General features: G+C 31.4%; 24 protein-coding genes. 22 read left to right on the forward strand and 2 right to left on the reverse strand.

The window, feature by feature from the left end; genetic code table 11:
- Positions 1 to 300 precede the first annotated feature (300 nt).
- The 13 genes from rho to AB4Y15_RS00975 all read left to right on the forward strand — a co-directional run bounded on the left by rho (position 301) and on the right by AB4Y15_RS00975 (position 13048).
- Positions 301 to 1653, forward strand: coding sequence for a transcription termination factor Rho (rho, locus tag AB4Y15_RS00915; RefSeq protein WP_427337875.1), 1353 nt, complete (start codon positions 301 to 303; stop codon positions 1651 to 1653).
- A 120-nt stretch (positions 1654 to 1773) separates the two neighbouring features.
- Complete coding sequence (gene rpmE, locus AB4Y15_RS00920) at positions 1774 to 1974, forward strand: 50S ribosomal protein L31 (RefSeq protein ID WP_069650551.1); 201 nt, start codon at positions 1774 to 1776, stop codon at positions 1972 to 1974.
- A 96-nt stretch (positions 1975 to 2070) separates the two neighbouring features.
- The gene (locus AB4Y15_RS00925; RefSeq protein ID WP_427337876.1) at positions 2071 to 2649 is read left to right on the forward strand and encodes a thymidine kinase; all 579 of its coding nucleotides are present in this window, start codon (positions 2071 to 2073) and stop codon (positions 2647 to 2649) included.
- A 332-nt stretch (positions 2650 to 2981) separates the two neighbouring features.
- Positions 2982 to 3227: a (2Fe-2S) ferredoxin domain-containing protein gene (locus AB4Y15_RS00930; RefSeq protein WP_427337877.1), complete on the forward strand. Its 246-nt coding sequence runs from the start codon at positions 2982 to 2984 to the stop codon at positions 3225 to 3227.
- Positions 3227 to 4951: a [Fe-Fe] hydrogenase large subunit C-terminal domain-containing protein gene (locus AB4Y15_RS00935; protein WP_427337878.1), complete on the forward strand. Its 1725-nt coding sequence runs from the start codon at positions 3227 to 3229 to the stop codon at positions 4949 to 4951. Before AB4Y15_RS00930 ends, AB4Y15_RS00935 begins: the two co-directional genes overlap by 1 nt.
- The gene (locus AB4Y15_RS00940; protein ID WP_427337879.1) at positions 4951 to 6123 is read left to right on the forward strand and encodes a SpoIIE family protein phosphatase; all 1173 of its coding nucleotides are present in this window, start codon (positions 4951 to 4953) and stop codon (positions 6121 to 6123) included. Before AB4Y15_RS00935 ends, AB4Y15_RS00940 begins: the two co-directional genes overlap by 1 nt.
- Positions 6124 to 6145: 22 nt before the next feature.
- The gene (locus tag AB4Y15_RS00945) at positions 6146 to 7606 is read left to right on the forward strand and encodes a 4Fe-4S dicluster domain-containing protein (protein WP_427337880.1); all 1461 of its coding nucleotides are present in this window, start codon (positions 6146 to 6148) and stop codon (positions 7604 to 7606) included.
- Between the two features lie 150 nt (positions 7607 to 7756).
- Complete coding sequence (locus AB4Y15_RS00950) at positions 7757 to 8713, forward strand: DUF1385 domain-containing protein (RefSeq protein WP_427337881.1); 957 nt, start codon at positions 7757 to 7759, stop codon at positions 8711 to 8713.
- Positions 8707 to 9600, forward strand: coding sequence for a peptide chain release factor N(5)-glutamine methyltransferase (gene prmC, locus AB4Y15_RS00955; RefSeq protein ID WP_427337882.1), 894 nt, complete (start codon positions 8707 to 8709; stop codon positions 9598 to 9600). The genes AB4Y15_RS00950 and prmC overlap by 7 nt, the downstream gene beginning before the upstream one ends.
- The gene (locus tag AB4Y15_RS00960) at positions 9591 to 10124 is read left to right on the forward strand and encodes a chromate transporter (RefSeq protein WP_427337883.1); all 534 of its coding nucleotides are present in this window, start codon (positions 9591 to 9593) and stop codon (positions 10122 to 10124) included. The genes prmC and AB4Y15_RS00960 overlap by 10 nt, the downstream gene beginning before the upstream one ends.
- A 59-nt stretch (positions 10125 to 10183) precedes the next feature.
- Positions 10184 to 10702 (forward strand): chromate transporter, encoded by a 519-nt coding sequence (locus AB4Y15_RS00965; RefSeq protein ID WP_427337884.1) that lies wholly within the window; start codon positions 10184 to 10186, stop codon positions 10700 to 10702.
- Between the two features lie 68 nt (positions 10703 to 10770).
- Entirely contained in the window at positions 10771 to 11835 is a 1065-nt protein-coding gene (gene prfA / locus AB4Y15_RS00970) for a peptide chain release factor 1 (RefSeq protein WP_427337885.1), read from the forward strand.
- A gap of 28 nt (positions 11836 to 11863) precedes the next feature.
- Positions 11864 to 13048, forward strand: coding sequence for a cation:proton antiporter (locus AB4Y15_RS00975; protein WP_427337886.1), 1185 nt, complete (start codon positions 11864 to 11866; stop codon positions 13046 to 13048).
- 96 nt (positions 13049 to 13144) lie between these two features.
- Here the strand turns inward: AB4Y15_RS00975 and AB4Y15_RS00980 are convergent, their stop codons facing one another.
- The gene (locus tag AB4Y15_RS00980) at positions 13145 to 13885 is read right to left on the reverse strand and encodes a ZIP family metal transporter (RefSeq protein ID WP_427337887.1); all 741 of its coding nucleotides are present in this window, start codon (positions 13883 to 13885) and stop codon (positions 13145 to 13147) included.
- Between the two features lie 284 nt (positions 13886 to 14169).
- Between AB4Y15_RS00980 and AB4Y15_RS00985 the strand changes: the two genes are divergently transcribed.
- A complete protein-coding gene (locus AB4Y15_RS00985; protein WP_427338135.1) occupies positions 14170 to 14796 on the forward strand; it encodes a DUF1906 domain-containing protein in 627 nt (208 codons plus the stop codon).
- 41 nt (positions 14797 to 14837) lie between these two features.
- Here the strand turns inward: AB4Y15_RS00985 and AB4Y15_RS00990 are convergent, their stop codons facing one another.
- Positions 14838 to 15350: a hypothetical protein gene (locus AB4Y15_RS00990; protein ID WP_427337888.1), complete on the reverse strand. Its 513-nt coding sequence runs from the start codon at positions 15348 to 15350 to the stop codon at positions 14838 to 14840.
- Positions 15351 to 15801: 451 nt separating this feature from the next.
- Between AB4Y15_RS00990 and AB4Y15_RS00995 the strand changes: the two genes are divergently transcribed.
- The 8 genes from AB4Y15_RS00995 to AB4Y15_RS01030 all read left to right on the forward strand — a co-directional run bounded on the left by AB4Y15_RS00995 (position 15802) and on the right by AB4Y15_RS01030 (position 23984).
- Positions 15802 to 16857 (forward strand): L-threonylcarbamoyladenylate synthase, encoded by a 1056-nt coding sequence (locus AB4Y15_RS00995; RefSeq protein WP_427338136.1) that lies wholly within the window; start codon positions 15802 to 15804, stop codon positions 16855 to 16857.
- A 34-nt stretch (positions 16858 to 16891) separates the two neighbouring features.
- Complete coding sequence (locus AB4Y15_RS01000) at positions 16892 to 17590, forward strand: low molecular weight protein arginine phosphatase (RefSeq protein ID WP_427337889.1); 699 nt, start codon at positions 16892 to 16894, stop codon at positions 17588 to 17590.
- A gap of 14 nt (positions 17591 to 17604) precedes the next feature.
- Positions 17605 to 18054: a ribose 5-phosphate isomerase B gene (gene rpiB, locus AB4Y15_RS01005; protein ID WP_427337890.1), complete on the forward strand. Its 450-nt coding sequence runs from the start codon at positions 17605 to 17607 to the stop codon at positions 18052 to 18054.
- A gap of 64 nt (positions 18055 to 18118) precedes the next feature.
- Positions 18119 to 18748: a uracil phosphoribosyltransferase gene (gene upp, locus AB4Y15_RS01010; protein WP_427337891.1), complete on the forward strand. Its 630-nt coding sequence runs from the start codon at positions 18119 to 18121 to the stop codon at positions 18746 to 18748.
- Between the two features lie 325 nt (positions 18749 to 19073).
- Entirely contained in the window at positions 19074 to 19529 is a 456-nt protein-coding gene (locus AB4Y15_RS01015) for a deoxycytidylate deaminase (RefSeq protein WP_427337892.1), read from the forward strand.
- A gap of 135 nt (positions 19530 to 19664) precedes the next feature.
- A complete protein-coding gene (locus AB4Y15_RS01020) occupies positions 19665 to 20723 on the forward strand; it encodes a glycosyltransferase family 4 protein (RefSeq protein ID WP_427337894.1) in 1059 nt (352 codons plus the stop codon).
- A gap of 83 nt (positions 20724 to 20806) precedes the next feature.
- Positions 20807 to 21925 carry a non-hydrolyzing UDP-N-acetylglucosamine 2-epimerase gene (gene wecB / locus AB4Y15_RS01025; RefSeq protein ID WP_427338138.1) on the forward strand — a complete coding sequence of 373 codons (1119 nt, stop codon included), beginning with the start codon at positions 20807 to 20809 and terminating at the stop codon, positions 21923 to 21925.
- A gap of 631 nt (positions 21926 to 22556) precedes the next feature.
- Positions 22557 to 23984 (forward strand): sugar ABC transporter substrate-binding protein, encoded by a 1428-nt coding sequence (locus AB4Y15_RS01030; RefSeq protein ID WP_427337895.1) that lies wholly within the window; start codon positions 22557 to 22559, stop codon positions 23982 to 23984.
- Positions 23985 to 23996 lie beyond the last annotated feature (12 nt).

Consider the following 23996-nt stretch of genomic DNA (forward strand, 5'->3'; position numbering starts at 1 on the left):
TTTTAATGTTATTTTATGAAATAAACATTATTCATAACCTAGAAAGTAAATACATTGAAATAATTGATAATGAGAAAAAAATAATATATAAGCAAAAAAGTAAAGGCAATATTCGTCTATTTTTTGGTATGTAAACATAAAGAGAGAATATCAATGCTTTTTGTGTTCTTGACTTCTTAATAATAAAGTGCTAATATTACATTAATGAAGCCTGTCTAGAAGTTCTTTCCTAATATGTTCCCATTATTATGTTAAGATATAAATATTAATAAAAGCTCTATATGTTTTGGAGGTGAAGCTTTGAATAGTTCTGATTTAAGTAGTAAGAAGATAAACGAGCTTAGAAAGATTGCTAAAGAAGTAGGTATAAAAGGTTATTCTAAATATAAGAAAGCTGAACTGATTGAAAAAATATTAGAATATTATAAAAATGGGAAATCAGAGGAAATAAAAGAAGTAGCAGCTAAGTTAGAAGAAAAAGAAAGACATAAGCAAGAATTACCAGAAAGACTAAGTGAAGAAATAGATAGAAGTGATGAAATTGGTACAGCAGAGGGAATATTAGAGATTCATAGTGATGGTTATGGCTTTTTAAGATCAGAAAATTATCTTTCAGGTGCTGAGGATATATATGTATCTCCATCACAAATCAGGAGATTTAATTTAAGGACTGGAGACAAAATTTTTGGTATCACAAGGCCTCCAAAATCAGGAGAAAAGTATAAAGCTCTTTTATATGTGAAAAAAGTTAATGGAGAAGACCCAGAAACAGCAAATAATAGACCTGATTTTGATACTTTAACACCTATATATCCTAATGAGAGAATAACTTTAGAAACTACTCCAACAGAATTATCTACAAGAATAATAGATTTAATTGCTCCTATAGGTAAAGGACAAAGGGGAATGATTGTCGCTCCTCCTAAAGCTGGTAAAACTATCTTACTAAAAAAAATAGCTAACAGTATTGCAGAAAATTACCCAGATATAGAGATTATAGTTTTACTAATAGATGAAAGACCAGAAGAAGTTACAGATATGCAGAGATCTGTAAAAGGAGATGTAGTTTATTCAACATTTGACGAGCCTCCAAAGCATCATATAAAGGTAGCAGAGATGGTGCTTGAAAGGGCAAAAAGGCTAGTAGAGCATGGAAAAGATGTTGTTATTCTTTTAGATAGTATAACAAGATTGGCAAGGGCATACAATTTAACAATACCTCCAACTGGTAGAACACTTTCAGGAGGTTTAGATCCTGGAGCTCTGCACAAGCCGAAAAGATTTTTTGGTGCAGCAAGAAATATTGAAAACGGAGGAAGTCTTACAATATTAGCTACTGCATTAATAGAAACTGGAAGTAGAATGGATGATGTAATTTTTGAAGAATTTAAGGGTACAGGGAACATGGAAATTCATTTAGACAGAAAATTATCTGAAAAGAGAATATTCCCAGCAATTGATATTAATAAATCTGGTACAAGAAGAGAAGATTTATTATTAAATCAAAAAGAGCTAGAGACAATATGGAGCATTAGAAAAGCTTTAAGTAACTATCCGACGATAGAAGTTACGGAGAGAATTATTAATATGTTAGTATCAACTAAGACTAATATTGAGTTTATTGAAAATATGAGAAATAAGATTTGGGATTAATTTACTCATGTTTATTGAAATAAGATTATGAATATGCTATAATGTATTAGTTGAAAACTGGATAATTATATTAAATATAATATTACAGAAAAGAATGATTTTGGAAGAGAGGTGATTTCGGTGAAAAAAGGAATTCATCCAGAATACAAAAGAGCTAAAGTACACTGTGCATGTGGAAATACTTTTGAAACTGGTTCAGTAAAAGAAGAACTTAGAGTAGAAATTTGTTCTGAGTGTCATCCATTCTTTACAGGGAAGCAAAAACTTGTTGATAAAGGCGGACGTGTTGAAAGATTTAAGAAGAAATACGGTCTTGACTAATCAAAATATGTTCAAGAGGTTAGATGCCATGAGGCTTCTAGCCTTTATTTTTTGAAGATTCATAGTTAATCATTATTAATTAAAGGAGGAATTCTAATGTACGGACCTAATCATCATGGTTGGATTGAGGTAGTAGTTGGCCCTATGTATAGTGGTAAAAGTGAAGAGCTTATAAGAAGGTTGAGGAGAGCTCAGATAGCTAGGCAGAAAATTCAAGTATTTAAGCCGTCTATTGATGACAGATATAGTGTGGATGAAGTTGTTTCTCACAATGGAGAGAAAATTAAAGCTATACCAGTAAAAAATTCTGATGAAATATATAAATTATTATCAGAGGATACAGAAGTTGTAGGTATTGATGAAGTGCAGTTTTTTGATGATGGAATTATAGATTTATGTAGGCATTTAGCAGATAAAGGATTGAGAGTAATAGTAGCTGGATTAGATATGGACTTTAGAGGTGAGCCATTTGGACCTACTCCTAGTTTGATGGCAATTGCAGAATTTGTAGACAAGCTAACGGCTGTATGTGTAATTTGTGGACATCCTGCAAATAGAACTCAGAGATTAATTAACGGAGAGCCTGCTAATTATAATGAACCTACTATTTTAGTTGGTGCTAAGGAGAGCTACGAGGCTAGATGTAGATTACACCATCAAGTTCCAGGGAAATAATATAAATACATAGGCAAAATCTTCCTTAATTCATTTGAATCAAAGATTTTGTTCATTATAGCTAAAATAGACAAAGAAGATATTCCTAATGACTTAAAGAATATATATTTTTCTGATTAAAGAAAGATGAGTTTGTTTTTTAAATGTCTAAAAAAGCAATCAGCAGGAAATAAAAATGCCAACTTTACTAGAACCTACAGTAACTTGACAAAATCGTTATATACAAAAATCTTGATAAAGAAGTAATAAAATAGTATATTTTAAGTGTAAGCTAAAATTTTTTTACCAAACATTGTTTAAAAATTAACAAAGTTTAAAGGAGGAAAATTTTTATGTTAACGATTAATGTATGTATTGGTAGTGCATGTCATTTAAAGGGTGCGTATAATGTAATAAATAAACTTCAAAAGATAATCGAGGAAAGAAAATTAGAAGATAAGGTTGTTGTTAAAGGAGCTTTCTGTCTTGGAGAGTGTACTAAGGCAGTATCAGTCAGAATTGATGAAGGCCCTATTATTTCTGTTAGTGAAGAAACAGTGGATGATTTCTTTGAGCAGTATGTTGCTGGGAGGTTATAATGGTGAATTTGATTAAGTTTGAGAAGGGCAATTGTAATAATTGTTACAAATGTTTACGTTTATGCCCATCTAAAGCTATTAAAATAATAGGAGATCATGCAGAAATTGTTACTGAAAGATGTATTTCATGCGGCTATTGTCAAAGCGTCTGTCCTCAAGGAATAATAAAGATAATGAGTAGCATTGAAGATGTTAAAAAAGCTATAAATGAGGGGAAAAAGGTTATTGCTAGTATAGCTCCTTCTTTTGCTGGAGCTTTTGATATGAATAATGAAGGACAAATAGTGACAGCTCTAAAGAAATTAGGGTTTGATGTTGTTGAAGAAACAGCTATAGGAGCAGAAGTTGTTTCAAACTTATATTCCAAATGCGTTGAAGAGGGAAATTACAGAAACCTTATTACTACGAGTTGCCCTTCGGCTAACTATCTAATTGAAAGATACTATCCATCTTTAGTACAGTATATGATTCCAGTAGTTTCACCCATGATAGCGCATGGAAAGCTATTAAAAAAGATATATGGAATAGATAGTTATATAGTATTCATAGGGCCTTGTATTGCTAAAAAGCTTGAAGCGAATGAATTTCAGCATGATGATATTATCAATTCAGTTTTAACTTTTGAAGAAATAGCTAATTGGTTAGAAGAAGAAAAAATTAATATAAAGGAACTTGAACCACAAGATTTTGATAATGAATCTTATAAGAAAGGGTGTGCTTTCCCAATCAAAGGAGGAATACTTGCTAACTGCTTAGATAAAAATATTTCTAGTAAATATGAAATGATTCAAGTTGATGGGGTAGATGCATGTAAAGATATATTAGATTGTATTAAGAATAACCTTATAAATGGAGTTTGTGTTGAGCTTAATATATGTAAAGGTAGTTGTATAGGTGGTCCTGGTATGCCAAAAGATGAAACGAATTTTTATCTTAGAGAGAAAAGAGTAAAAGATTATGTAAAGAAAAAGAAAAAATGTATAAATAGTGAAGTTTGTATTACTGAAGAATTAGATTTTTCAAAGAAATTTTTCAATAAAGAATTAAAAATTGAAGTAGCTAGTGAAGAGGAAATTCAAAAGATATTAAGGAGTATGGGGAAATATAAAAAAGAGGATGAACTTAACTGTAATTCATGTGGATACAGAACATGTAGAGAAAAGGCACAAGCTGTATATAATGGAATGTCAGAGATTAGCATGTGTTTACCTTTTATGAGAGCTAAGGCTGAAAGTATAAGAAATGTGATATTTGAAAATACTCCTAACGTAATTATCCTATTAGATGATAATATGAATGTTTTAGACTTCAATCCTAAAGCTGAATCGTTATTTGGAATAAAAGCCGATGAAATCAAAAATAAGCCTATTTCGATTTTAATTGAAGATGATTATTTTTATAAAGTGAAAGAGTCAAAGAAAAATTTAATAGGTCAAAAAATATCTTATCCAAAATATGGTTTAGTATTTTATGCAAACATTGTATATCTTGAAGAGCAGGAAATTATTATGGCTATTATGACAGATGTAACAGCAGAAGAGATGAATAAAAGAGAACTAGCAAGGGTTAAAGCGGAGACTATAAATGGGGCACAAAAAGTTATTGAGAAACAGATGAGAGTAGCCCAGGAAATTGCTAGTTTATTAGGAGAGACTACTGCTGAAACAAAAGTTATTTTAACAAAACTTAAGGAGATTGCTTTAGGTGAAGCAGGTGATATATAATGGATTATTTTGTTGATGTTTCCTATGATAGTATTAATAAGGATGGCGAAGAACTGTGTGGTGATAAAGTAGAAGTGATACGTACAGATAATAGTATAATAATTGTTATGGCTGACGGATTAGGAAGTGGAGTGAAAGCAAATATTTTAGCAACTTTGACAACTAAAATTGCAGGAACGATGTTGAAGGAAGGAGCTAGCATTTACGAAACAGTTGACACAATAGCAAACACCCTTCCAGTTTGTAATGTAAGAAAACTGGCATATTCTACACTTGGAATTATAAAGATTCAAGATGATGGAACTGTCTACATAGTTGAAAATGATACTCCACCTTTATTTTTTATAAGAGATGGAGAAATAATTGATTTAGATAAAAGAGAAGTAAAAGTCAATGGTAAAGTTGTGCTCGAAAGTAATTTTAAATTAAAGCAAGGAGATACGCTTGTAATGGTCAGTGATGGAGTCATTCATGCTGGGGTAGGAGGAATACTTAATTTAGGTTGGCAATGGGATAATGTATCAGATTATCTAAAAAGACAGATAAAAAAAGGAAAGTCTGCTAAAAGTATATCTAAAAGTTTAATAGAGACTTGTAGATGTCTATATATGGACAAGCCGGGAGATGATACTACAGTAGTAGCAGTAAGGATAAGAGAGCCGGAAATAATAAATCTATTTGCTGGGCCTCCTGAAGATAAGGAGAAAGATAGTTGGTTAGTAAAGAAATTTATGGAGAGTAAGGGGAAAAAGATAGTATGTGGCGGTACTGCAGCTAAAATAGTAAGTAGAGAGTTAAATAGAGAAATAGTAGTTGATATCAGTACTGCAACTGCTGAAGTCCCTCCTATAGCTAGAATAAGAGGGATAGATTTGGTAACTGAAGGCGTACTTACATTGAGCAAGGCAGTTGAAAAAATAAAAAAATACATAGATACTTCATCAAAGACTGATAAAACATTTAACATAAAAGGGTCAGATGGAGCATCTTTGTTAGCTAAAGCTTTAATAGAAGATTGCACACATTTAAATCTTTGGGTAGGTAAAGCTGTCAATCCAGCTCATCAAAATCCTGATCTTCCTATAGATCTTAGTATAAAGCTTAAAGAAATAGAAGAATTAGAAAGACTTATGAAAAAGTTAGGGAAAAAAGTCAAAGTAACATATGTATAGTAAAATTAAAGGAGGATAAAAAATGAGGAAGTTTGAAAGTCAGGTTCAAATCAAAAAATATGAGGTTTTAAGAGAAGTATCTAGACTAGCAATGGAAGGAAAATTAGAAGAGAAATATCATGAAATTCCAAATAAAATAGTACCAGGGCCAGAAGCGACTACTAGATGTTGTATATATAAAGAAAGAGCTATAATTGCCGAAAGAGTAAAGTTAGCTATGGGTGGGAATAAGGATAATGAAAATGTAATCGAAGTAATCGACTGTGCTTGTGATGAGTGCCCTATTAATCGATTTGTTGTTACTGAGGCTTGTAGAGGTTGTTTAGCTCATAGATGTGTTGATGTATGCCCTGTTGATGCTATCAGCATTATTGGGCATAAAGCGTACATAGATAGTAATAAGTGTATTGAATGTGGAAAGTGTAGACAAGTGTGTCCATATAATGCAATAGCAGACGTTATGAGGCCTTGTAGAAAAGCTTGTCCAGTTGGAGCTATTTCAATAGATGAGAATAAGAAGGTCGTTATAGATAACGAAAAGTGTATACAATGTGGAGCATGTGTATATCAATGTCCATTTGGAGCTATAATGGACAAGTCTTATATAGTTGATGTTATAGAGTTAATAAAAGAGGCGAAAAACAATAAAGACATAAGGGTTTATGCTATTATAGCTCCAGCCATATCAAGTCAATTTACATATGCAAAGATTGAACAGGTTGTAAGTGGAATAAAAAAATTAGGATTTCATGATGTGATAGAGGTTGCTTTAGGTGCTGATATAGTAGCTAAACATGAGGCAAAAGAATTTTCTGAAGTAATTGGAAAACAAAAGTTTATGACTAGTTCGTGTTGCCCAGCATTTGTTTCTTACATATATAAGAGATATCCAATGCTTACAGATAAAATATCTAAATCAGTATCACCAATGATTGCAGTATCAAGATTAATAAAAAGCATGGATGACAAAGCTAAGGTAGTTTTCATAGGCCCTTGTACAGCAAAGAAAATGGAAATAAAGCAGGATGATTTGATAGATGCTACAGACTATGTAATAACTTTTGAAGAATTAGCTGCAATGTTAGATGCAGCGGAAATAAAACTTGAGTACTGTGAAGATGGAGTATTAGACAATGCTTCGTTTTTTGGTAGAATTTTTGCGAGAACTGGAGGACTAACTGAAGCAGTGAGACATGTAATAGATAGTGAAAAGTTAGATGTAGAATTTAAACCTGTAATATGTGATGGGATAAAAGAGTGTGATAAAATTCTAAAAATGGCAATGGTAAACAGGCTAAATGGCAACTTCATAGAAGGTATGGCATGCGTAGGTGGTTGTATTGGAGGAGCCGCTTCACTACATCATGGTCCTAAAGACAGAAACGAAGTAGACAAATATGGTAAGCTAGCAATGGAAAAGGATATCAATGACAGTTTAAGGGTGTTTGATATAGAGAATTTAAAATTAGATAGAGAAATTTAATAAATATCAAAATAAAAAATAACGAAAAACAAACATATATCTGAAGGGTATATGTTTGTTTTTTTGCATTTATAGTCTTCTTGTTATATCATAATAAAATAAGTTATAATGTAATTATGTAGAAAATAATATAAGGAGTAGGCGAGAAATATGATATCAAAAATAAAAGATGCATTCAAAAAACCTAAACACAAAACTAGTATAGGTGGTCAGGCACTAATAGAAGGAGTAATGATGAAAGGTCCTAAAGAAATAGCTATAGCAGTAAGAGAACCAAATGGCAATATTAGATTAAAAAAAGAGCCTGTAAATTCTATTTCATCAAAGTATAGTTTTCTTAAGCTACCTTTTATAAGAGGTAGTGTTATGCTAATAGAGGCAATGGTTGTAGGAGTCAAATCGTTGATGTATTCAGCCGAAGTATACGAAGTAGAGGAAGAAGAACCAGGAGTCATAGACAGAGCTTTAGAAAAAATATTTAAAGATAAAACAGAAGATATAATGATTTATTTATCAGTTATTATATCTTTGTTTTTTACAGTTCTATTATTCATATTAGCTCCTTCGTACCTAACTAACTTCTTAAAAGCTAAAATTAACAGCAATTTAGGGCTTAATTTAATTGAAGGAGTAATAAGAGTTTTTATTTTCTTAATATACGTTTATAGCATATCTAAAATCAAAGATGTAAAAAGAGTGTTTGAGTACCACGGAGCTGAACATAAAACAATACATTGTTATGAACACGGAGAAGAATTGACGGTAGAGAATGCGAGAAAATACACTACACTTCATCCTAGATGTGGTACAAGTTTTATTTTTATGGTAATGATAGTAAGTATACTTGTATTTTCATTATTTGGATGGCCGAATCCACTATTGAGATTTATATTAAGAATAGTTTTACTACCAGTAATAGCAGGAATATCATATGAAATAAATAAATATACAGGTAGAAGTGATAGCAAACTAGCTCAAATTGTTTCATATCCTGGACTTATGCTACAGAAAATAACTACTAGTGAACCAGACGATTCACAGCTAGAGGTAGCTATTGAAGCTTTAAAAGGAGTATTGGTTGAAGATAAGGAGGCTGACCTTTGGTAAAAGATTATACTATAAAATCCTTATTGCAAGAGGGTATAGAAATATTAAATGAGGGGAATTTAAAAACCCCTCTTCTTGATGCTCAGCTTATATTATGTTATACACTAGGTGTTGATAAACTATATATTTATACACATAGAGATGATAAAGTTAGTGATGAAGCTGTGGATAATTTTTTTGAATTTATAAATAGGCGAAAAGAAGGCTACCCAGTACAGTATATAATTGGCAGACAAGAATTTATGGGGCTTGATTTTAATGTCGCAGAAGGTGTTTTAGTTCCAAGACCTGATACAGAGATTCTTGTTGAAAAAGTTATTGAAATTGTGAATAACAGTTTTCTGAAAGATAAAAAGCGGGTTAATATTGTAGATATAGGTACTGGTAGTGGGGCAATTACATTAAGTTTAGCTTATTATTTAAAAAATGCATTTGTATATTCTATTGATATAAGCAAAAAAGCTTTAGATGTGGCTGTAGAAAACTGCAAAAAATTTGAGTTAGAGGATAGAGTACTATTTTTAGAAGGTAGTTTATTTAAACCTCTATCAACACTTAATTTAGAAAATAATGTGGATATTATAGTATCTAATCCACCATATATTCCTACTGATGAGATTGAAAAACTTCAGATTGAAGTATCCAAATATGAGCCCAGGATAGCATTAGATGGTGGAAAGGATGGATTAGATTATTATAGGGAAATAGTTAAAGATTTAAGCAAGTATCTTACAAATAATGGAGTTGTTGCTTTTGAGATAGGATATAATCAAGGGCAAGATGTTAAAAAACTTTTGGAAAATAGTGGATTATTTAAAAAGATTGAGATTATAAAGGATTTAGCAGGACATGATAGAGTGGTAGTAGGTGAAAATTTATGTCTATAGTAAAATTGTTTTTAACTTTTTTTAAAATTGGTGCATTTACCTTTGGTGGAGGATATGCAATGATTCCTCTAATACAGGTAGAGGTAGTAGATAAAAATAAATGGATAGATAATGAAGAGTTTTTAGATATTATTGCTATTGCACAGTCTTCTCCTGGTGCGATAGCAGTAAATAGTGCCATATTTATAGGATATAAGCTAAGGGGGATTATTGGAGCTTTAGCATGTATGCTAGGAGTAATACTGCCTTCTTTTATAATAATTCTCATAATATCTATGTTCTTATTTAAATATAGAAATAATAAAATAGTTTCAAAAATATTTTTAGGTGTTAGACCAGCAGTTGTAGCATTAATTATTTCAGCAGCATATAAGCTCACTAAAACTTCAAAAATTAAAAAGAAACTGCTAATTATTTCTTTAATTACTTTAATTTTAGTTGTATTTGTCAAGATAAGTCCTATAATAATAGTTTTAAGTGGTGGACTTGGAGCAGTTTTATATTATTGGGTATTAGGTACTTGATTAAAAATGTAAAATTAGATAGACGAATAGCGAGTAACCAAATCGAAGGGTGAACTATAATGGTATATATAAAATTATTTATCTCTTTTTTGAAAATTGGTGCATTCAGCTTTGGCGGAGGATATGCAATGCTTACTCTCATCCAAGAAGAAATTATAACTAAAAATGGGTGGATTAATTTAAAGGAATTTGTTGATGTATTAGCAATATCACAAATGACGCCAGGGCCTATAGCAATAAATAGTGCTACTTTTTTAGGATATAAAATAGGAGGAATATTAGGAGCAGTAGTATCGACTTTAGCAGTTGTTACACCATCTTTAGTTATTATTTTATTAATAGCTCATTTTTTAAAGAAATTTAAAGAATCGAAGTATGTCAACTGGTTTTTTAGAGGGTTAAGACCTGTAATAATAGGTTTAATTGCATCCGCAGCAATTCTAGTAGCAAAAAACACAATAATAGATGTAAAAAGTTTAATAATAACATTAGCAATATTTTATCTTGTTACTTACAAAAAGCTTCATCCGATATTATGTATAGTTATCGCAGGCGGATTAGGAGTAATATTATATTAATAGTAGTAAAAATATTAAAAATATGTTATAATCTTAAATTAGACAATTTAGTTTCAGAGGTGAAAGAAATGTTGGAGAAATTAAAGTTCTTAGAAGAAAAATATAAAGATTTAAGCATGAAAATAAGCGACCCAGAGATTATAAATAAAAGAAGTGAATGGCAGAAATATGTAAAAGAGCATGCAGAAATAGAACCAATAGTTATGAAGTACAGAGAGTACACTACAGTATCTAAGCAGTTAGATGAAGCAAAGGAAATGTTAAAAGAAAAGCTAGAAGATGATTTTAAAGATATGGTAAAGGAAGAAATTAAAGAGTTAACTGAAAAAAAAGAAAAACTAACAGAAGAATTAAAACTGCTTTTAATTCCTAAAGACCCTAATGATGAGAAAAACGTTATAGTTGAGATTAGAGCTGGAGCTGGTGGAGATGAAGCAGGTATATTTGCTGGAGACCTTTTAAGAATGTATACAAGATATGCTGAAAGACAAGGTTGGAAAGTAGAAATAATGTCTTCAAACGAACAAGGAGTAGGTGGTTTTAAAGAAGTAATTTTTATGATAAAAGGTAAAGGTGCATATTCACGACTTAAGTATGAAAGTGGTGTTCACAGAGTTCAAAGAATTCCAGTTACAGAATCAGGTGGTAGAATACACACATCTACAGCTACTGTTGCAGTTTTACCAGAAGCAGATGACATAGACGTTCAAATAAATCCGAATGATGTTCGTATTGACGTGTTCCGTTCTTCAGGACATGGTGGACAAAGTGTTAACACAACAGATTCAGCGGTTAGATTGACACACATTCCGACGGGTATAGTAGTTTCATGTCAAGATGAAAAATCTCAGCTTAAGAACAAAGAGAAAGCATTCAAAATTCTTAAGGCTAGACTATACGATAAGCTTCAGGCAGAACGAAATGCAGAAATAGCTGAAGCAAGGAGAAGTCAGGTAGGTACAGGCGACAGAAGTGAAAGAATAAGAACATACAACTTCCCTCAAGGTAGGGTAACTGATCATAGAATTAATATGACTATATATAAATTAGACTCTTTCTTAGATGGAGATATTGACGAAATAATAGATGCTCTCATAACGAATGATCAGGCTGAAAAGTTAAAATCTATTTAGTAATTAGAAGTTATGGGAGATGATTTATTTGAATGAAGAATTTACCTTTTTGTTAGATATAGCTGTTATACTGATATTTGCGAATATTGGAGGGTATATCAGCCAAAAATTTAAACAACCTGCAGTTTTAGGGCAAATATTAGCAGGACTTCTTTTAGGGCCTTCTGCTTTAAATCTTATAACTGTAAATATGTCTATTACTCACATGGCCGAGATAGGGGTAATACTCCTAATGTTCATTGCGGGTTTAGAAACAGATATAGACGATTTAAAGGCATCCAGCAAATCTTCTACTTATATAGCACTTGGAGGAGTCCTAGTACCTTTTGTGCTAGGACTCCTAGCTATAAAATTGATTAGACCAAATGCTGATATTTCAGAGGGACTATTTGTAGGTGTAATTTTAACGGCCACTAGCGTTAGTATAACTGTGCAGGCTTTAAGAGAGTTGGGCAAACTTAGGACAAGGCAGGGTATAGGTATATTAGGTGCAGCTATAATAGATGATGTTATTGGAATTATTTTATTAACTCTGATTGTTGGAATTGTAAAGCCTTCTGAAAGTGGGAGTATATTAGTAGTTATATTCAAAATATTTTTATTTTTCATACTATCTATAGTAGTCGGAACTATATTTTCAAAACTACTTACAAAATATTCACATATAATAAGCAAAGAGAATAGAGTTTTGACATATGCTCTTATATTTTGTTTTTCATTGGCATTCATTGCAGAAGAATTAGGTGTAGCTGCAATAATAGGAGCATATTTTACAGGTATAGTATTTTCGGTAACTCCTCATAGAAATAGAGTGTCGCATGAGATACAGAGAATTGCTTATGCATTATTTACTCCTATATTTTTTATAAATATTGGACTTATGGTTAAATTAGGCAATATTAGCCAAGGATTAGGTTTAAGTATTGTATTATTATTGATGGCGGTTATAGGTAAAATAATAGGTTGTGGTATAGGTGCCAAGCTATCTAACTTTACGAATAGAGAAGCATTGCAGATAAGTATAGGTATGATTCCCAGGGCAGAAGTTGCTTTGATTGTTACGAATTTGGGAATTAAAATGGGTGTAATAGGAAATGATATATTTACAGCAGTTATTTTAATAGTGTTAGTATCAACAATTATTACTCCACCATTATTAAAGTTAGTTTTCGAGAAAGAATCAGGACAAAGCAAGAAAGAGGAAGCATATTAGATTAGGTATTAGATTAAAAATTTAAAATTAAGACTTGTAATCATCAGTTTTCAGCTAACAGAAGTAGACTAGTAGCGTAGAATTAATTCTACGATACTAACTACTAACTACAATAACTATTCCAATTATAAATCCAACAGTTAAACCTATTGTAGAAGCTCTACCGTTGTAGAGCTTTTTTGCATTTGGAATCAATTCTCCACAAGTAATATACAGCATGGTTCCGCCTGCGAAAGCTAAACATAGCGATATGAAAAAATCTGAAATATTGCCTAAAGCTGCTCCTATGAAAGCTCCAATACCAGTAGGAATACCAGAAAGTAACGTTAATAATAAAACCTTTGTTTTTGGCATGCCACTTATCTTAAGAGGGGTTGCCATAGCCATACCTTCAGGGATATTATGTAGAGCGATTACTAAAGCTATATTAAATCCCATTTGAGCAGTAAACATAAAACTAGAGCCTATTGCTAAACCTTCTGGAAGGTTATGAATAGCAATTCCAATGCCTAATATTATTCCAGTCTTTAAAAAGCTACTTTTATTTGTTTTATGGTAAGTTTTATAAAATACGGGAATAAAATCTTCGATTAATATGACAGTAAAAATACCTAATAATATGCCTATGATTTCAGTAAAAAGCCCTCCTATCGAAAAAGATTCTGGTAATAAGTCAAAAGTTACTACAGCTAACATTAATCCACTTGTAAAACCAAGAAGTGAACTCAAAAATTTATTATTTGATTTTACTATGGATAGTGCAATCAAGCCTCCAAGTCCCGTACCAGTAATGCCAACTAAAGAACCTATTAAAGTTAAGGCGAAAATATTCGACATGTAAACACCTCGTTTAGTTGATAATTAACATGTTAAAAAATGTAAAATTATATATTTAACTCTATAATAATTCTATTTCTATAAAATAAATAAATGCTAAGTTTAGAATATTTTAATTTGTAATATGAAAAGTTAAATTGATCTACATTAAAAAATAATCAAAAAAATTAAAATATTTTGTAGTAAATTATTAGTTTCTTTTTAATATAAGAAGTGTAAGATAAAACAAATTGGTCAATAGAGAAAAGTTTTATAAATATTAAAATAAGAAAAGGAGGATTATTATTAGTTTACAAGGATTAGATTATTTTTCTAAACAAAGCACAGGTAAATTAAATGAATTTAGAGCCAATGGGATATCTTTTATTTGCAGATATTATTGTCCAATAGGATATTCTAGTAAACTATTAACTAAAGAAGAGGTTCAGGAAATATCTAATGCAGGAATGGATGTTGTGCCTGTATATGAAACTGACAGTACCTATGTATCTTATTTTACTTATGATCAAGGATATGAAGATTGTTTAGAAGCTATTTCAAGAGCAGAAGCAATTGGTCAACCTTATGATAGTGCTATTTATTTTGCAGTAGATTGCGATATGAGAAATAACCTAGACAAAGTATATGAGTATTTTCATGGTGTATCAGATGCTATGATGAAATATTACCATTATAAAGGTGCTAAATGGTATACGGGAATATATGCAGGATATGATGTCGTTAAATATATGCACAATAAGTGGGGAATTACCCATATATGGCAAACTAAAGCTTGGAGTGAAGGTAGAGTGTATTTAGGTAACAATATATATCAATATGAAGTAGACACTAGTTTAAATCCAGTATATTTTTGTGGTGTAAGAGTTGATAAAAATTCTTCGACTGGAAGTACAGGTGGGTTTAGAATTTAATTACAATTGGGAGGCATATCTTAAATAAGCCTCCCCTTTTTTTAATTGGATATATATATATTTCTAATATTATCTGATATATATTTATTATCTATTTTTGCAATAATTAAGAAGGGATGTATAAGATTATTACGATTTAATGCATATACACCATGTCTATTAGGAGTATGTTTGTATTTTGTAATTAATTTATTATCTACTAAAATAAAACCATCAAGTTCATCTGATAAACCATATTGAATTTTAGGACTAATAGTTAGATTATAAACAATACTTTCTTTTGTGAAGTCTACAGTATTAAACATTGATATTATTGAATTTACCTGTGGGAAATATTTATTACTAAACTTGATCCATTCGTTTTGAGATGTAAATACTAATGTTTCTGTAGGTGGTAAGGGTTCTTTCTTGTCATCAATTAGAATAAATCCATTAAAAAGGATTTCATATTCTATTTTTCTGTTATTTGAGAGATTAGTATAATTTGCAAGCAAAAAAGTTGATATGCCAATAACCAAACATATAAAAATAAAAATTAAACTTTTTTTATTCAAAATATCGCCTCCTAGTACAATATATTTGTAATATAAAGTTACGTTTTTTTCTTTACTTTAATTTGTAATTTTTTTAAAATTCCCAAAATCAAACAGTGAAATAGCTCAAACTGTGAATTTTAAAGATTGGAGAGAATATCAATTTTTGTGATTTTTGGAATTTATATTTTGGAATAAGATGATTATATCAGTAGTGCTTTTATTGAAATACTATCATATTTTACCTTATTTTGAAAACATATTTTGTAAATGTATTATGTAAGTGGATTTGCAAGATTTTTCATGCAATAGAAATAGTGCAAGTAGTTAACTTAAATAGCGACTATAAAATAAAAATGGGAAACTTAAAAAAATAATAATATCTGGACTCTAAGGATGTAATATTGTATAATATATGTTTGAAGTTGTAGATAATACAAAAAAAGATAAGAAGGGAAATGGCATGGAAAAGATAAAAACTCAAGTCATTAGAATAGATAAAAATAATCCTGAAACGGAGAAAATACAATTAGCTGCAGAAGTAATAAAAAGAGGAGGAGTAGTAGCTTTTCCTACTGAAACTGTCTATGGATTAGGGGCAAATGCACTTGATGAAAAAGCAACCCAAAAGATATTTATTGCTAAAGGCAGACCTCAGGACAATCCTCTTATTGTACATATTAGTGATGTAAGTGATTTAGATTCTTTAGTTAAAGAAGTTCCTGAAAGGGCTAAAGAACTTATGGAGCGATTTTGGCCTGGACCGTTGACTCTAATATTTAAGAAAAGTGAAATAGTTCCCGACAGAATAACAGGAGGACTATCTACTGTTGCTATTAGAATGCCAAACCACAGAATAGCTTTAGAATTAATTAAACAATCTGGATTACCGATTGCAGCTCCTAGTGCAAACACTTCAGGAAGACCAAGTCCTACTAATTCCCATCATGTAATTGAAGATTTATATGGAAAGATTGATATGATAATAGATGGAGGAGACACAGGCGTAGGTGTCGAGTCTACTGTTTTGGATATTTCTGCTGAGATACCTACAATACTGCGTCCTGGCTCTATTACATTAGAAGATCTTTTAGAAATTTTTCCTCAAGTAGATATTGACCCAGCAATAGAAAATTTATCAGAAAAATTAAAACCAAAGTCCCCAGGTCAAAAATATAGACATTATTCACCGAAAGCTAAACTTACTATTATACAAGGTGAAGTTGATAAGATTTCAGAAAAATTGATAAGTTTAGCTTCTAAATATGAAAAACAGGGCTTAAAAGTTGGAATAATGGCTACAAAGCAGACAAAAAATAAATATATTAAAGGTAATGTACTAGAAGTTGGAGATAGAGATAATCCTGAAACAATTGCAGCAAATTTATTCAGAGTGTTGAGAGAATTCGATAAAATCGGAGTAGATATAATACTAGCTGAAGGAATAGAAGAGAAGGGTATAGGTAGAGCCATTATGAATAGAATGAAAAAGGCAGCAGGAGGAGATGTAATATTAATTGACAATTAACAATTGACAGTTCTCGTAAAAAGGAGGGGGAAAGTTGAAAAATATTTTATTTGTTTGTACTGGTAATACTTGTAGAAGTAGTATGGCTGAAGCTTTGTTTAGAGATATGCTTGAAAAAGCAGGAGAAGAGCTTAAGGGCATTAAGGTTGAATCTGCTGGTATATGTGCTGTGCCTAATCAGCCAGCATCAAAACAGGCTATACAAGTATTAAGTGAGGAAGGCATAGATTTATCAAAACATAGATCAAGACCATTAACAAAAGACATGATAGAAAGAGCAGACCTTATACTTACAATGACTGTAAATCATAAGAATGCTGTGATTAATATGGCTCCAGAGGCAAAGGACAAAGTCTTTACTTTAAAGGAATTTGCTTTGGAAAATAATAATATAGACGAAATTCTTGACAGGCTTGCGATATTGTATAGAAGGTTATACGAAAAGAGAGACAGGATACTTAGAGAGAGAATGGGAGAAATTAAAGCATTAGAAAAAAGGAAAAGAGAACTTCAGAGAGAAATAGAGAAAATTGACAAGCAGATTAGAGAATGGGAGCAAGAAATTGAAGCGGAATTAGAAGATGATAAAAGAGAAATAGCAAATCTAGAAAAACAAATACCTTCGCTGGATATTACTGATCCTTTTGGATTGCCAGTTGAAGAATATAAAAAGAGTGCAGAAGATATCAAAAAAGCTCTCAAGAAGGTTCTTGAGAAGATTAGGAAAAAATAGAAGGAGGCTAAATTATGAAAATTGCTTTAGGCAGTGATCATGGTGGATACGAACTAAAGGAACATATCAAGAAATTTCTTGAAGAGAAAAATATTGAGTACGTAGACTATGGGACTTATACAACTGAGTCTGTAGACTATCCTGATTTTGGGCATAAAGTTGCAAAGGCTGTTAAAGAAGGGGAATGTGATAGAGGAATAGTTTGTTGTGGAACTGGTATAGGAATTTCAATATCAGTAAATAAGGTTCCTGGTATAAGATGTGCTCTAGTAAGTGACTGTTACAGTGCTAGAATGTCAAGAGAGCATAATGATGCGAATGTATTGGCTTTAGGTGGAAGAGTAGTTGGCGTAAGTTTAGCTTTAGAAATTGTAGATGTATGGTTAAAAACAGAATTCCAAGGAGGAAGACACGAGAGAAGAGTAAATAAAATTAAGGAAATTGAAGCGATGTATAGTAGATAGGTACTAATAACTATCGACTATTGACTAATAATTAATGTCTAAAAAAACAAGGAGGGGTCTTTAAATGGGGAAAGTCGTTGTAATGGATCATCCATTAATTAAACACAAACTTACTTTTATAAGAGATAAAAATACGGGTTCAAAGGAATTCAGAGAGTTAGTTAAAGAAGTTGCTATGCTAATGGCATATGAAGTTACAAGAGAACTTCCGTTAGAAGAAATTGAGATAGAAACACCTGTTGCTAAAACTAAATCTCAAATAATTTCTGGTAAGAAATTAGGCATTATACCTATACTTAGAGCAGGATTAGGAATGGTAGAAGGTATGTTAAACTTATTACCAGCAGCTAAAGTTGGCCACATAGGATTATATAGAGATCCAGAAACATTGGAACCTGTAGAATACTACTGTAAACTTCCAACAGATGTTGAGGAAAGAGAGCTTATAGTATTAGACCCAATGTTAGCAACAGGAGGTTCTGCAATTGCTGCTATTAACTTCTTAAAAGACAGAGGTGCAAATAACATAAAACTTATGTGTCTTATAGCAGCACCAGAAGGTATAGAAGCAGTTCAGAAAGCTCATCCTGATGTGGATATATATGCTGCAGCAGTTGATGAAAAACTAAATGACCATGCATATATAGTTCCAGGTTTAGGAGATGCTGGAGACAGATTATTTGGTACAAAATAGGCAAGGTACATCCTTGCCTCATACTGCTTATAAACTTATCTTTTTAAATATTTTATGAAAATGAAAGCGAATGCTTGAAAGAATTTAGTTAAAAAACTAGGTGAAAATTTTTAAGAAAATCCGTAGGTTTGACAGGATGTCAAACCAGCATCCTACAAGACAGGATGTCTTGATTAGGTGCGTTAGGATTTTCTAAAAATTTGAGCCTTAAGTTTTTTCTAAATTCGTCCGCATAAGCGTCATTTTCATAAATATTTTGCTTTGTTAACAAAATAGGCAAGGTACATTCCTTGCCTTATGATTTTTAAGAAGAGGAGGTAATTTTATGCGTCCTTCTTGGGATGAATATTTCATGGAAATAGTCAATGTCGTAAAAAAAAGATCCACATGTTTAAGAAGACAGGTAGGAGCTTTAATCGTCAAGGATAAAAGAATTCTCTCTACAGGCTATAACGGAGCACCAACAGGGCTCAAACATTGTGATGAGGTAGGATGTATAAGAGAAAAACTTAATATACCATCAGGACAAAGACATGAGCTCTGTAGGGGACTTCATGCAGAACAGAATGCAATAGTGCATGCTGCAAATTCAGGAGTAAGTATAAAGGGAAGCACAATTTATGTAACTATGCAACCTTGTGTTTTATGTGCAAAAATGATAATAAATGCAGGAATTGAAAGAGTAGTATTTGGTGGTGGATATCCAGATGAACTAGCAATTCAGCTTCTTAATGAGGCAGGAATTGAAGTTGTGAAATGGACACAGAAAACAGATGAATAAATTTAAAATTAAAAATTAAAAATGGGAAATTAAGATAGCGTTCCGGTTTTACTATTGACTTATACTTACAAATAAAGTAGAATTATAATTATGGGATATACATGTATTATGGGCAAATAATAAAGGAGTGTTATTATGTCTATTTATTACAAAGCTTTTTTTGTAGCATTAATCACAGCATATTTTCTTACACCTTTTGCTAAATGGGTGGCTAATAAAATCGGAGCAATTGATGTACCAAAGGACAATAGAAGAGTGCATAAAAAGCCTATTCCGAGGCTTGGAGGGTTAGCTATATATTTAGCGGTAGTTTTTTCTATGCTTATATTTCTTCCTATTGATAGAACAGTAATCTCTATTATTATAGGTTCTACGATAATAGTGATAACAGGTATTGTAGATGATACTAAAAGTATTTCACCAAAGCTAAAATTATTTGCCCAAATAGTTGCTGCATCTGTTCTTGTAGTAGGAGGTATAAGAATAGAATTTCTTACAAATCCTTTTGATAAAGGAGATGGCTTATTATACCTAAAAGTTTTTTCAATACCTATAACTATATTTTGGGTAGTTGGAATTACTAATACAATGAACTTAATAGACGGTTTAGATGGACTAGCAGCAGGTGTAGGAGCTATTTCAGCATTATCACTTTTATTTGTAGCATCGAAGTTTGGTTACGTTCCTGTGATGATTTTATGTGCGATTTTAGCAGGTTCGGCTTTAGGTTTTTTACCTCATAATTTTAATCCTGCAAAGATTTTTATGGGAGATACTGGAGCTTTATTTTTAGGCTATATGCTTTCAGTAATAGCAATACTAGGCGTTATGAAGAGTGTTGCAGCTATAACAATAATTATACCTATATTAGCTTTAGGTTTACCAATATTTGATACAACTTTTGCTATATTTAGAAGAATTATTAATGGTAGACCTATAATGGAGGCGGATAAAGGTCATCTGCATCACAGATTGTTAGATAGAGGGCTAAGTCAAAAACAAACAGTATTAATATTGTATATGATAAGTATATTATTGGGTATCTTGGCTTTTATACTTACAGGAATGGAGCCAGAAAAAGGTGTAATAGTATCAGGATTAATTTTAACAATAATACTTTTAGGAGCATCTAGTATAGGATTAATAGATTTAAGAAAACAGAGAATAAGTAAAAGCGATAACATAAAAAGTTAAAGTCAAGGTTTCGCCTTGACTTTTGTTTTAGGTATTTTGTACTTGGTAACTAACAAACGAAAGGTGTGATTGTTTTGAGAAAAATAAAGGTACTGACAATATTCGGAACCAGACCAGAAGCAATAAAAATGGCACCGATTATTAAAAAACTTGATAAAAATCAGTACATAGAGCATAGAGTTTGTGTAACAGCTCAACATAGAGAAATGTTAGACCAAGTTCTAAGAATATTTAATATAACACCAGATTATGATTTGAATATTTTTGAGCCAGGTCAGTCATTAACTCAAATAACTACAAGGGCTATGGAAGGACTTGAAAAAGTAATTGTAGATTTTGGCCCTGATTTAATTCTTGTTCAAGGAGATACAACAACTGTATTTGCAGGGGCTTTAACAGCTTTTTATCATAAAGTAAAGATTGGACATGTAGAGGCAGGTTTAAGAAGTGGTAATCTGTATTCTCCATATCCAGAAGAAGCTAATAGAAAGTTAACGGGTATAATTACTGATTTTCATTTTGCTCCAACAGAAAGGAATAAACAAAACCTTTTAAGAGAAGGATACGACGAAGAAAAAATCTATGTTACAGGAAATACAGTAATAGATGCTTTATTATACGTTGTATCAGAAGATTATAAATTTAACGATGAATTACTCGATAACCTTGATTATAAAAATAAGAAGGTAATATTGTTAACATCTCATAGAAGGGAAAATTTAGGCAAACCTATGGAAAATATATTTAGTGCGGTAAGAGATGTGGTGTTAAAAAATGAAGATGTAGAAGTTGTTTTTCCTATACATCTTAATCCAAAGGTAAGGGAAATTGCTCATAGAATACTAGATGGCTTAGATAGAGTTCATATTATCGAACCACTTGAATATTTACCTTTTGCTAATCTAATTGCAAGATCATATTTAGTAGTAACTGATTCAGGTGGTATTCAAGAAGAAGCACCTTCTTTAGGAAAACCAGTATTAGTTGTAAGAAAAGAGACTGAAAGGCCAGAGGGTATAGAAGCAGGAACGGCTAAATTAGCTGGAATAGATAGAGAAAACATATTTAGAGAAATAGATATTCTAATAAATGATGAGCATGAGTACAAAAAAATGGCCAATGCAGTGAATCCTTATGGTGACGGTAAAGCATCGGATAGAATAGTGGATATTATAGTTAGGGAATTAGGTACTAGGTGCTAAATTAAGAATATAAAATTAATTGGATGTTTGATGAGGTTAGGCTTGAAAAAATATATTTTTCAAGCCTAATTTTTCTAGGTTATTTTTGTATCTGATTTTACAATAAATTTTTCAAATAACCAAATTTTGTTCAAATATTGACAAGAAAAGGTGATATATAGTAAAATATCGAATTGAGATTAGATATAGGGTATATATTTGCAAACAATTGCAAATGTCAGTTACATTTTGCTTCCTTACTAATACGGTTTTTTCTTATCTAAGCAAAAGCTTCTATAAATAGCACTCTACGAAGATATCCAAAAACCACGTTCAGACATAAATATATCGGCTTATATAATTCCTATTCCAATGCTTATATAATTCCTATTCAAGTACTTATATAATTTCTATTCCAATAATTGATGTGTTACATCAATGTCTCTTTTTCCCAAATGATTTATATAATTATAATTAGCTTGTTGATTGAAATTCTTTAGAGGTTATTTTCTTTAATTTATCAATAAGAGGGAGCCTGCTTGCTATATGATGTATATATTATTATTTAATATATACATCAATTGGTCGGGGGCTTAAAACCCCGATTTAATGAGAAATATTAAAAATATATTTTATAAAGGGGGGTTGTGTAATGAAAAAAGTTTTAAGTATTTTACTAACACTTGTATTGATAGTTGGTTTGCTATTAACAGGATGTTCAAAGGAGGCGAAAGAAGAAAAGACAACAACAAAAGAAGTAAAAGAGGAGAATAAAATTGAAACAGTTGTTATTACAGTTGATACTAAAGGTTCGCCTACAGATTCTACGAGAGGATCTAATATTTTTGAAGCTGCAAAAGAATTAAACAAAATATTAGAACAAAAAGGCGATAATAGAAGGGTTAAAGTTGTATATAATCATGATTCGTCAAGTGGCGATGATGAATTTAATAAAAAATTCTTCCTTGCATGGCAGAGTGGAGCAGGTGCAGATATATTATCAACCGGACACAATAACGTTGCTTTGTATGCTGAAGGCGGTTATGTGCTTCAATTAGATGATTTAATTGCGAAATCAGAATTTAAAGACGATTTAGATAAAATTTATCCTGAATTATGGAAAGCTGCAAAATTTAACGGAAAAACATACGCTATCCCTCAAGATGCAGAAGTTAGACCTTTGTATTTCAGAAAAGATGTATTAAAGAAAATGGGCTGGACTGAAGAGCAAATAAATGCATTACCTGACAAAATAAAAAATGGAGAATTCACTTTGCAGGATTTGATAGCTTTAGGAAAAGAAGCAAAAGATAAGGGATACGTAAAATGGGGAGTATACCATAGACCAACCAATGGCCCTTTCTTTACAATGATTGTTAAAAACTTTGGTGGCAAAGTGTACGATGATAAGACAGGGAAAATAGTGCTTGATAAAAAGGCTGTAACTGAAACATTGAAATTTTTTAAAGACCTTACACAAGATTTAAAAATTACTCCTGAAGGTATGACTTCAACGGAATGGAGAGCACTACACAAGGCTTGGGTTGAAGGAGATGTATTATTCTGGTTTGGTGGGACATGGCACTGGGCAGAATACCAGAAAGTTCCTTATCATAGTAAGTTAGGGAAGCTAACTGAAGAGTATATGTTCGAAAATATGGGATATGCATTGGTTCCAGCAGCTAAAAAGGGTGGGAAGCCAATTACGCTTACTCAGCCTTATGTATACATGATTAATAGTAAAACAAAATATCCTGATTTAGCCTTTGCTTTAGTAGCTATAGCATCAAAGCCAGAATACAATGTAATACATGCGGTAGAAAGCGGACATCTTGCAATAAGTCCTGCTGTAGTTGAACAGCCAAAATATAAGACAAAGAAGTTTTTTACATCTGTTTCATATATGTTAGACTATACAACTACTCAGCCAAACACTCCTTTATGGGGGAAATATACTGGAGTATTATATAAAGCAGTTCAGGCTGTTGAATTAGGAAAACAAAGTCCAGAAGAAGCAGTAAAATGGATGGAAGAACAGTTGAAAAATGATATAGGAGATAATCTTGAAATATTAGAATAATTTATGTGAACT

The organism is Caloranaerobacter longqiensis, assembly GCF_050286925.1.
Taxonomy (GTDB): domain Bacteria; phylum Bacillota; class Clostridia; order Tissierellales; family Thermohalobacteraceae; genus Caloranaerobacter.

Excerpts from the sequence above, each read along its gene's own strand:
- AB4Y15_RS00935 (WP_427337878.1), top strand. The coding sequence starts at position 3,227 with ATGGTGAATTTGATTAAGTTTGAGAAGGGCAATTGTAATAATTGTTAC.
- upp (WP_427337891.1), top strand. The coding sequence starts at position 18,119 with ATGGGGAAAGTCGTTGTAATGGATCATCCATTAATTAAACACAAACTT.
- prfA (WP_427337885.1), top strand. The coding sequence starts at position 10,771 with ATGTTGGAGAAATTAAAGTTCTTAGAAGAAAAATATAAAGATTTAAGC.
- AB4Y15_RS00940 (WP_427337879.1), top strand. The coding sequence starts at position 4,951 with ATGGATTATTTTGTTGATGTTTCCTATGATAGTATTAATAAGGATGGC.
- AB4Y15_RS01030 (WP_427337895.1), top strand. The coding sequence starts at position 22,557 with ATGAAAAAAGTTTTAAGTATTTTACTAACACTTGTATTGATAGTTGGT.
- AB4Y15_RS00925 (WP_427337876.1), top strand. The coding sequence starts at position 2,071 with ATGTACGGACCTAATCATCATGGTTGGATTGAGGTAGTAGTTGGCCCT.
- AB4Y15_RS00930 (WP_427337877.1), top strand. The coding sequence starts at position 2,982 with ATGTTAACGATTAATGTATGTATTGGTAGTGCATGTCATTTAAAGGGT.
- AB4Y15_RS00960 (WP_427337883.1), top strand. The coding sequence starts at position 9,591 with ATGTCTATAGTAAAATTGTTTTTAACTTTTTTTAAAATTGGTGCATTT.
- AB4Y15_RS00950 (WP_427337881.1), top strand. The coding sequence starts at position 7,757 with ATGATATCAAAAATAAAAGATGCATTCAAAAAACCTAAACACAAAACT.
- AB4Y15_RS01015 (WP_427337892.1), top strand. The coding sequence starts at position 19,074 with ATGCGTCCTTCTTGGGATGAATATTTCATGGAAATAGTCAATGTCGTA.
- AB4Y15_RS01020 (WP_427337894.1), top strand. The coding sequence starts at position 19,665 with ATGTCTATTTATTACAAAGCTTTTTTTGTAGCATTAATCACAGCATAT.
- AB4Y15_RS00980 (WP_427337887.1), bottom strand. The coding sequence starts at position 13,885 with ATGTCGAATATTTTCGCCTTAACTTTAATAGGTTCTTTAGTTGGCATT.
- rpiB (WP_427337890.1), top strand. The coding sequence starts at position 17,605 with ATGAAAATTGCTTTAGGCAGTGATCATGGTGGATACGAACTAAAGGAA.
- AB4Y15_RS00945 (WP_427337880.1), top strand. The coding sequence starts at position 6,146 with ATGAGGAAGTTTGAAAGTCAGGTTCAAATCAAAAAATATGAGGTTTTA.
- AB4Y15_RS00965 (WP_427337884.1), top strand. The coding sequence starts at position 10,184 with ATGGTATATATAAAATTATTTATCTCTTTTTTGAAAATTGGTGCATTC.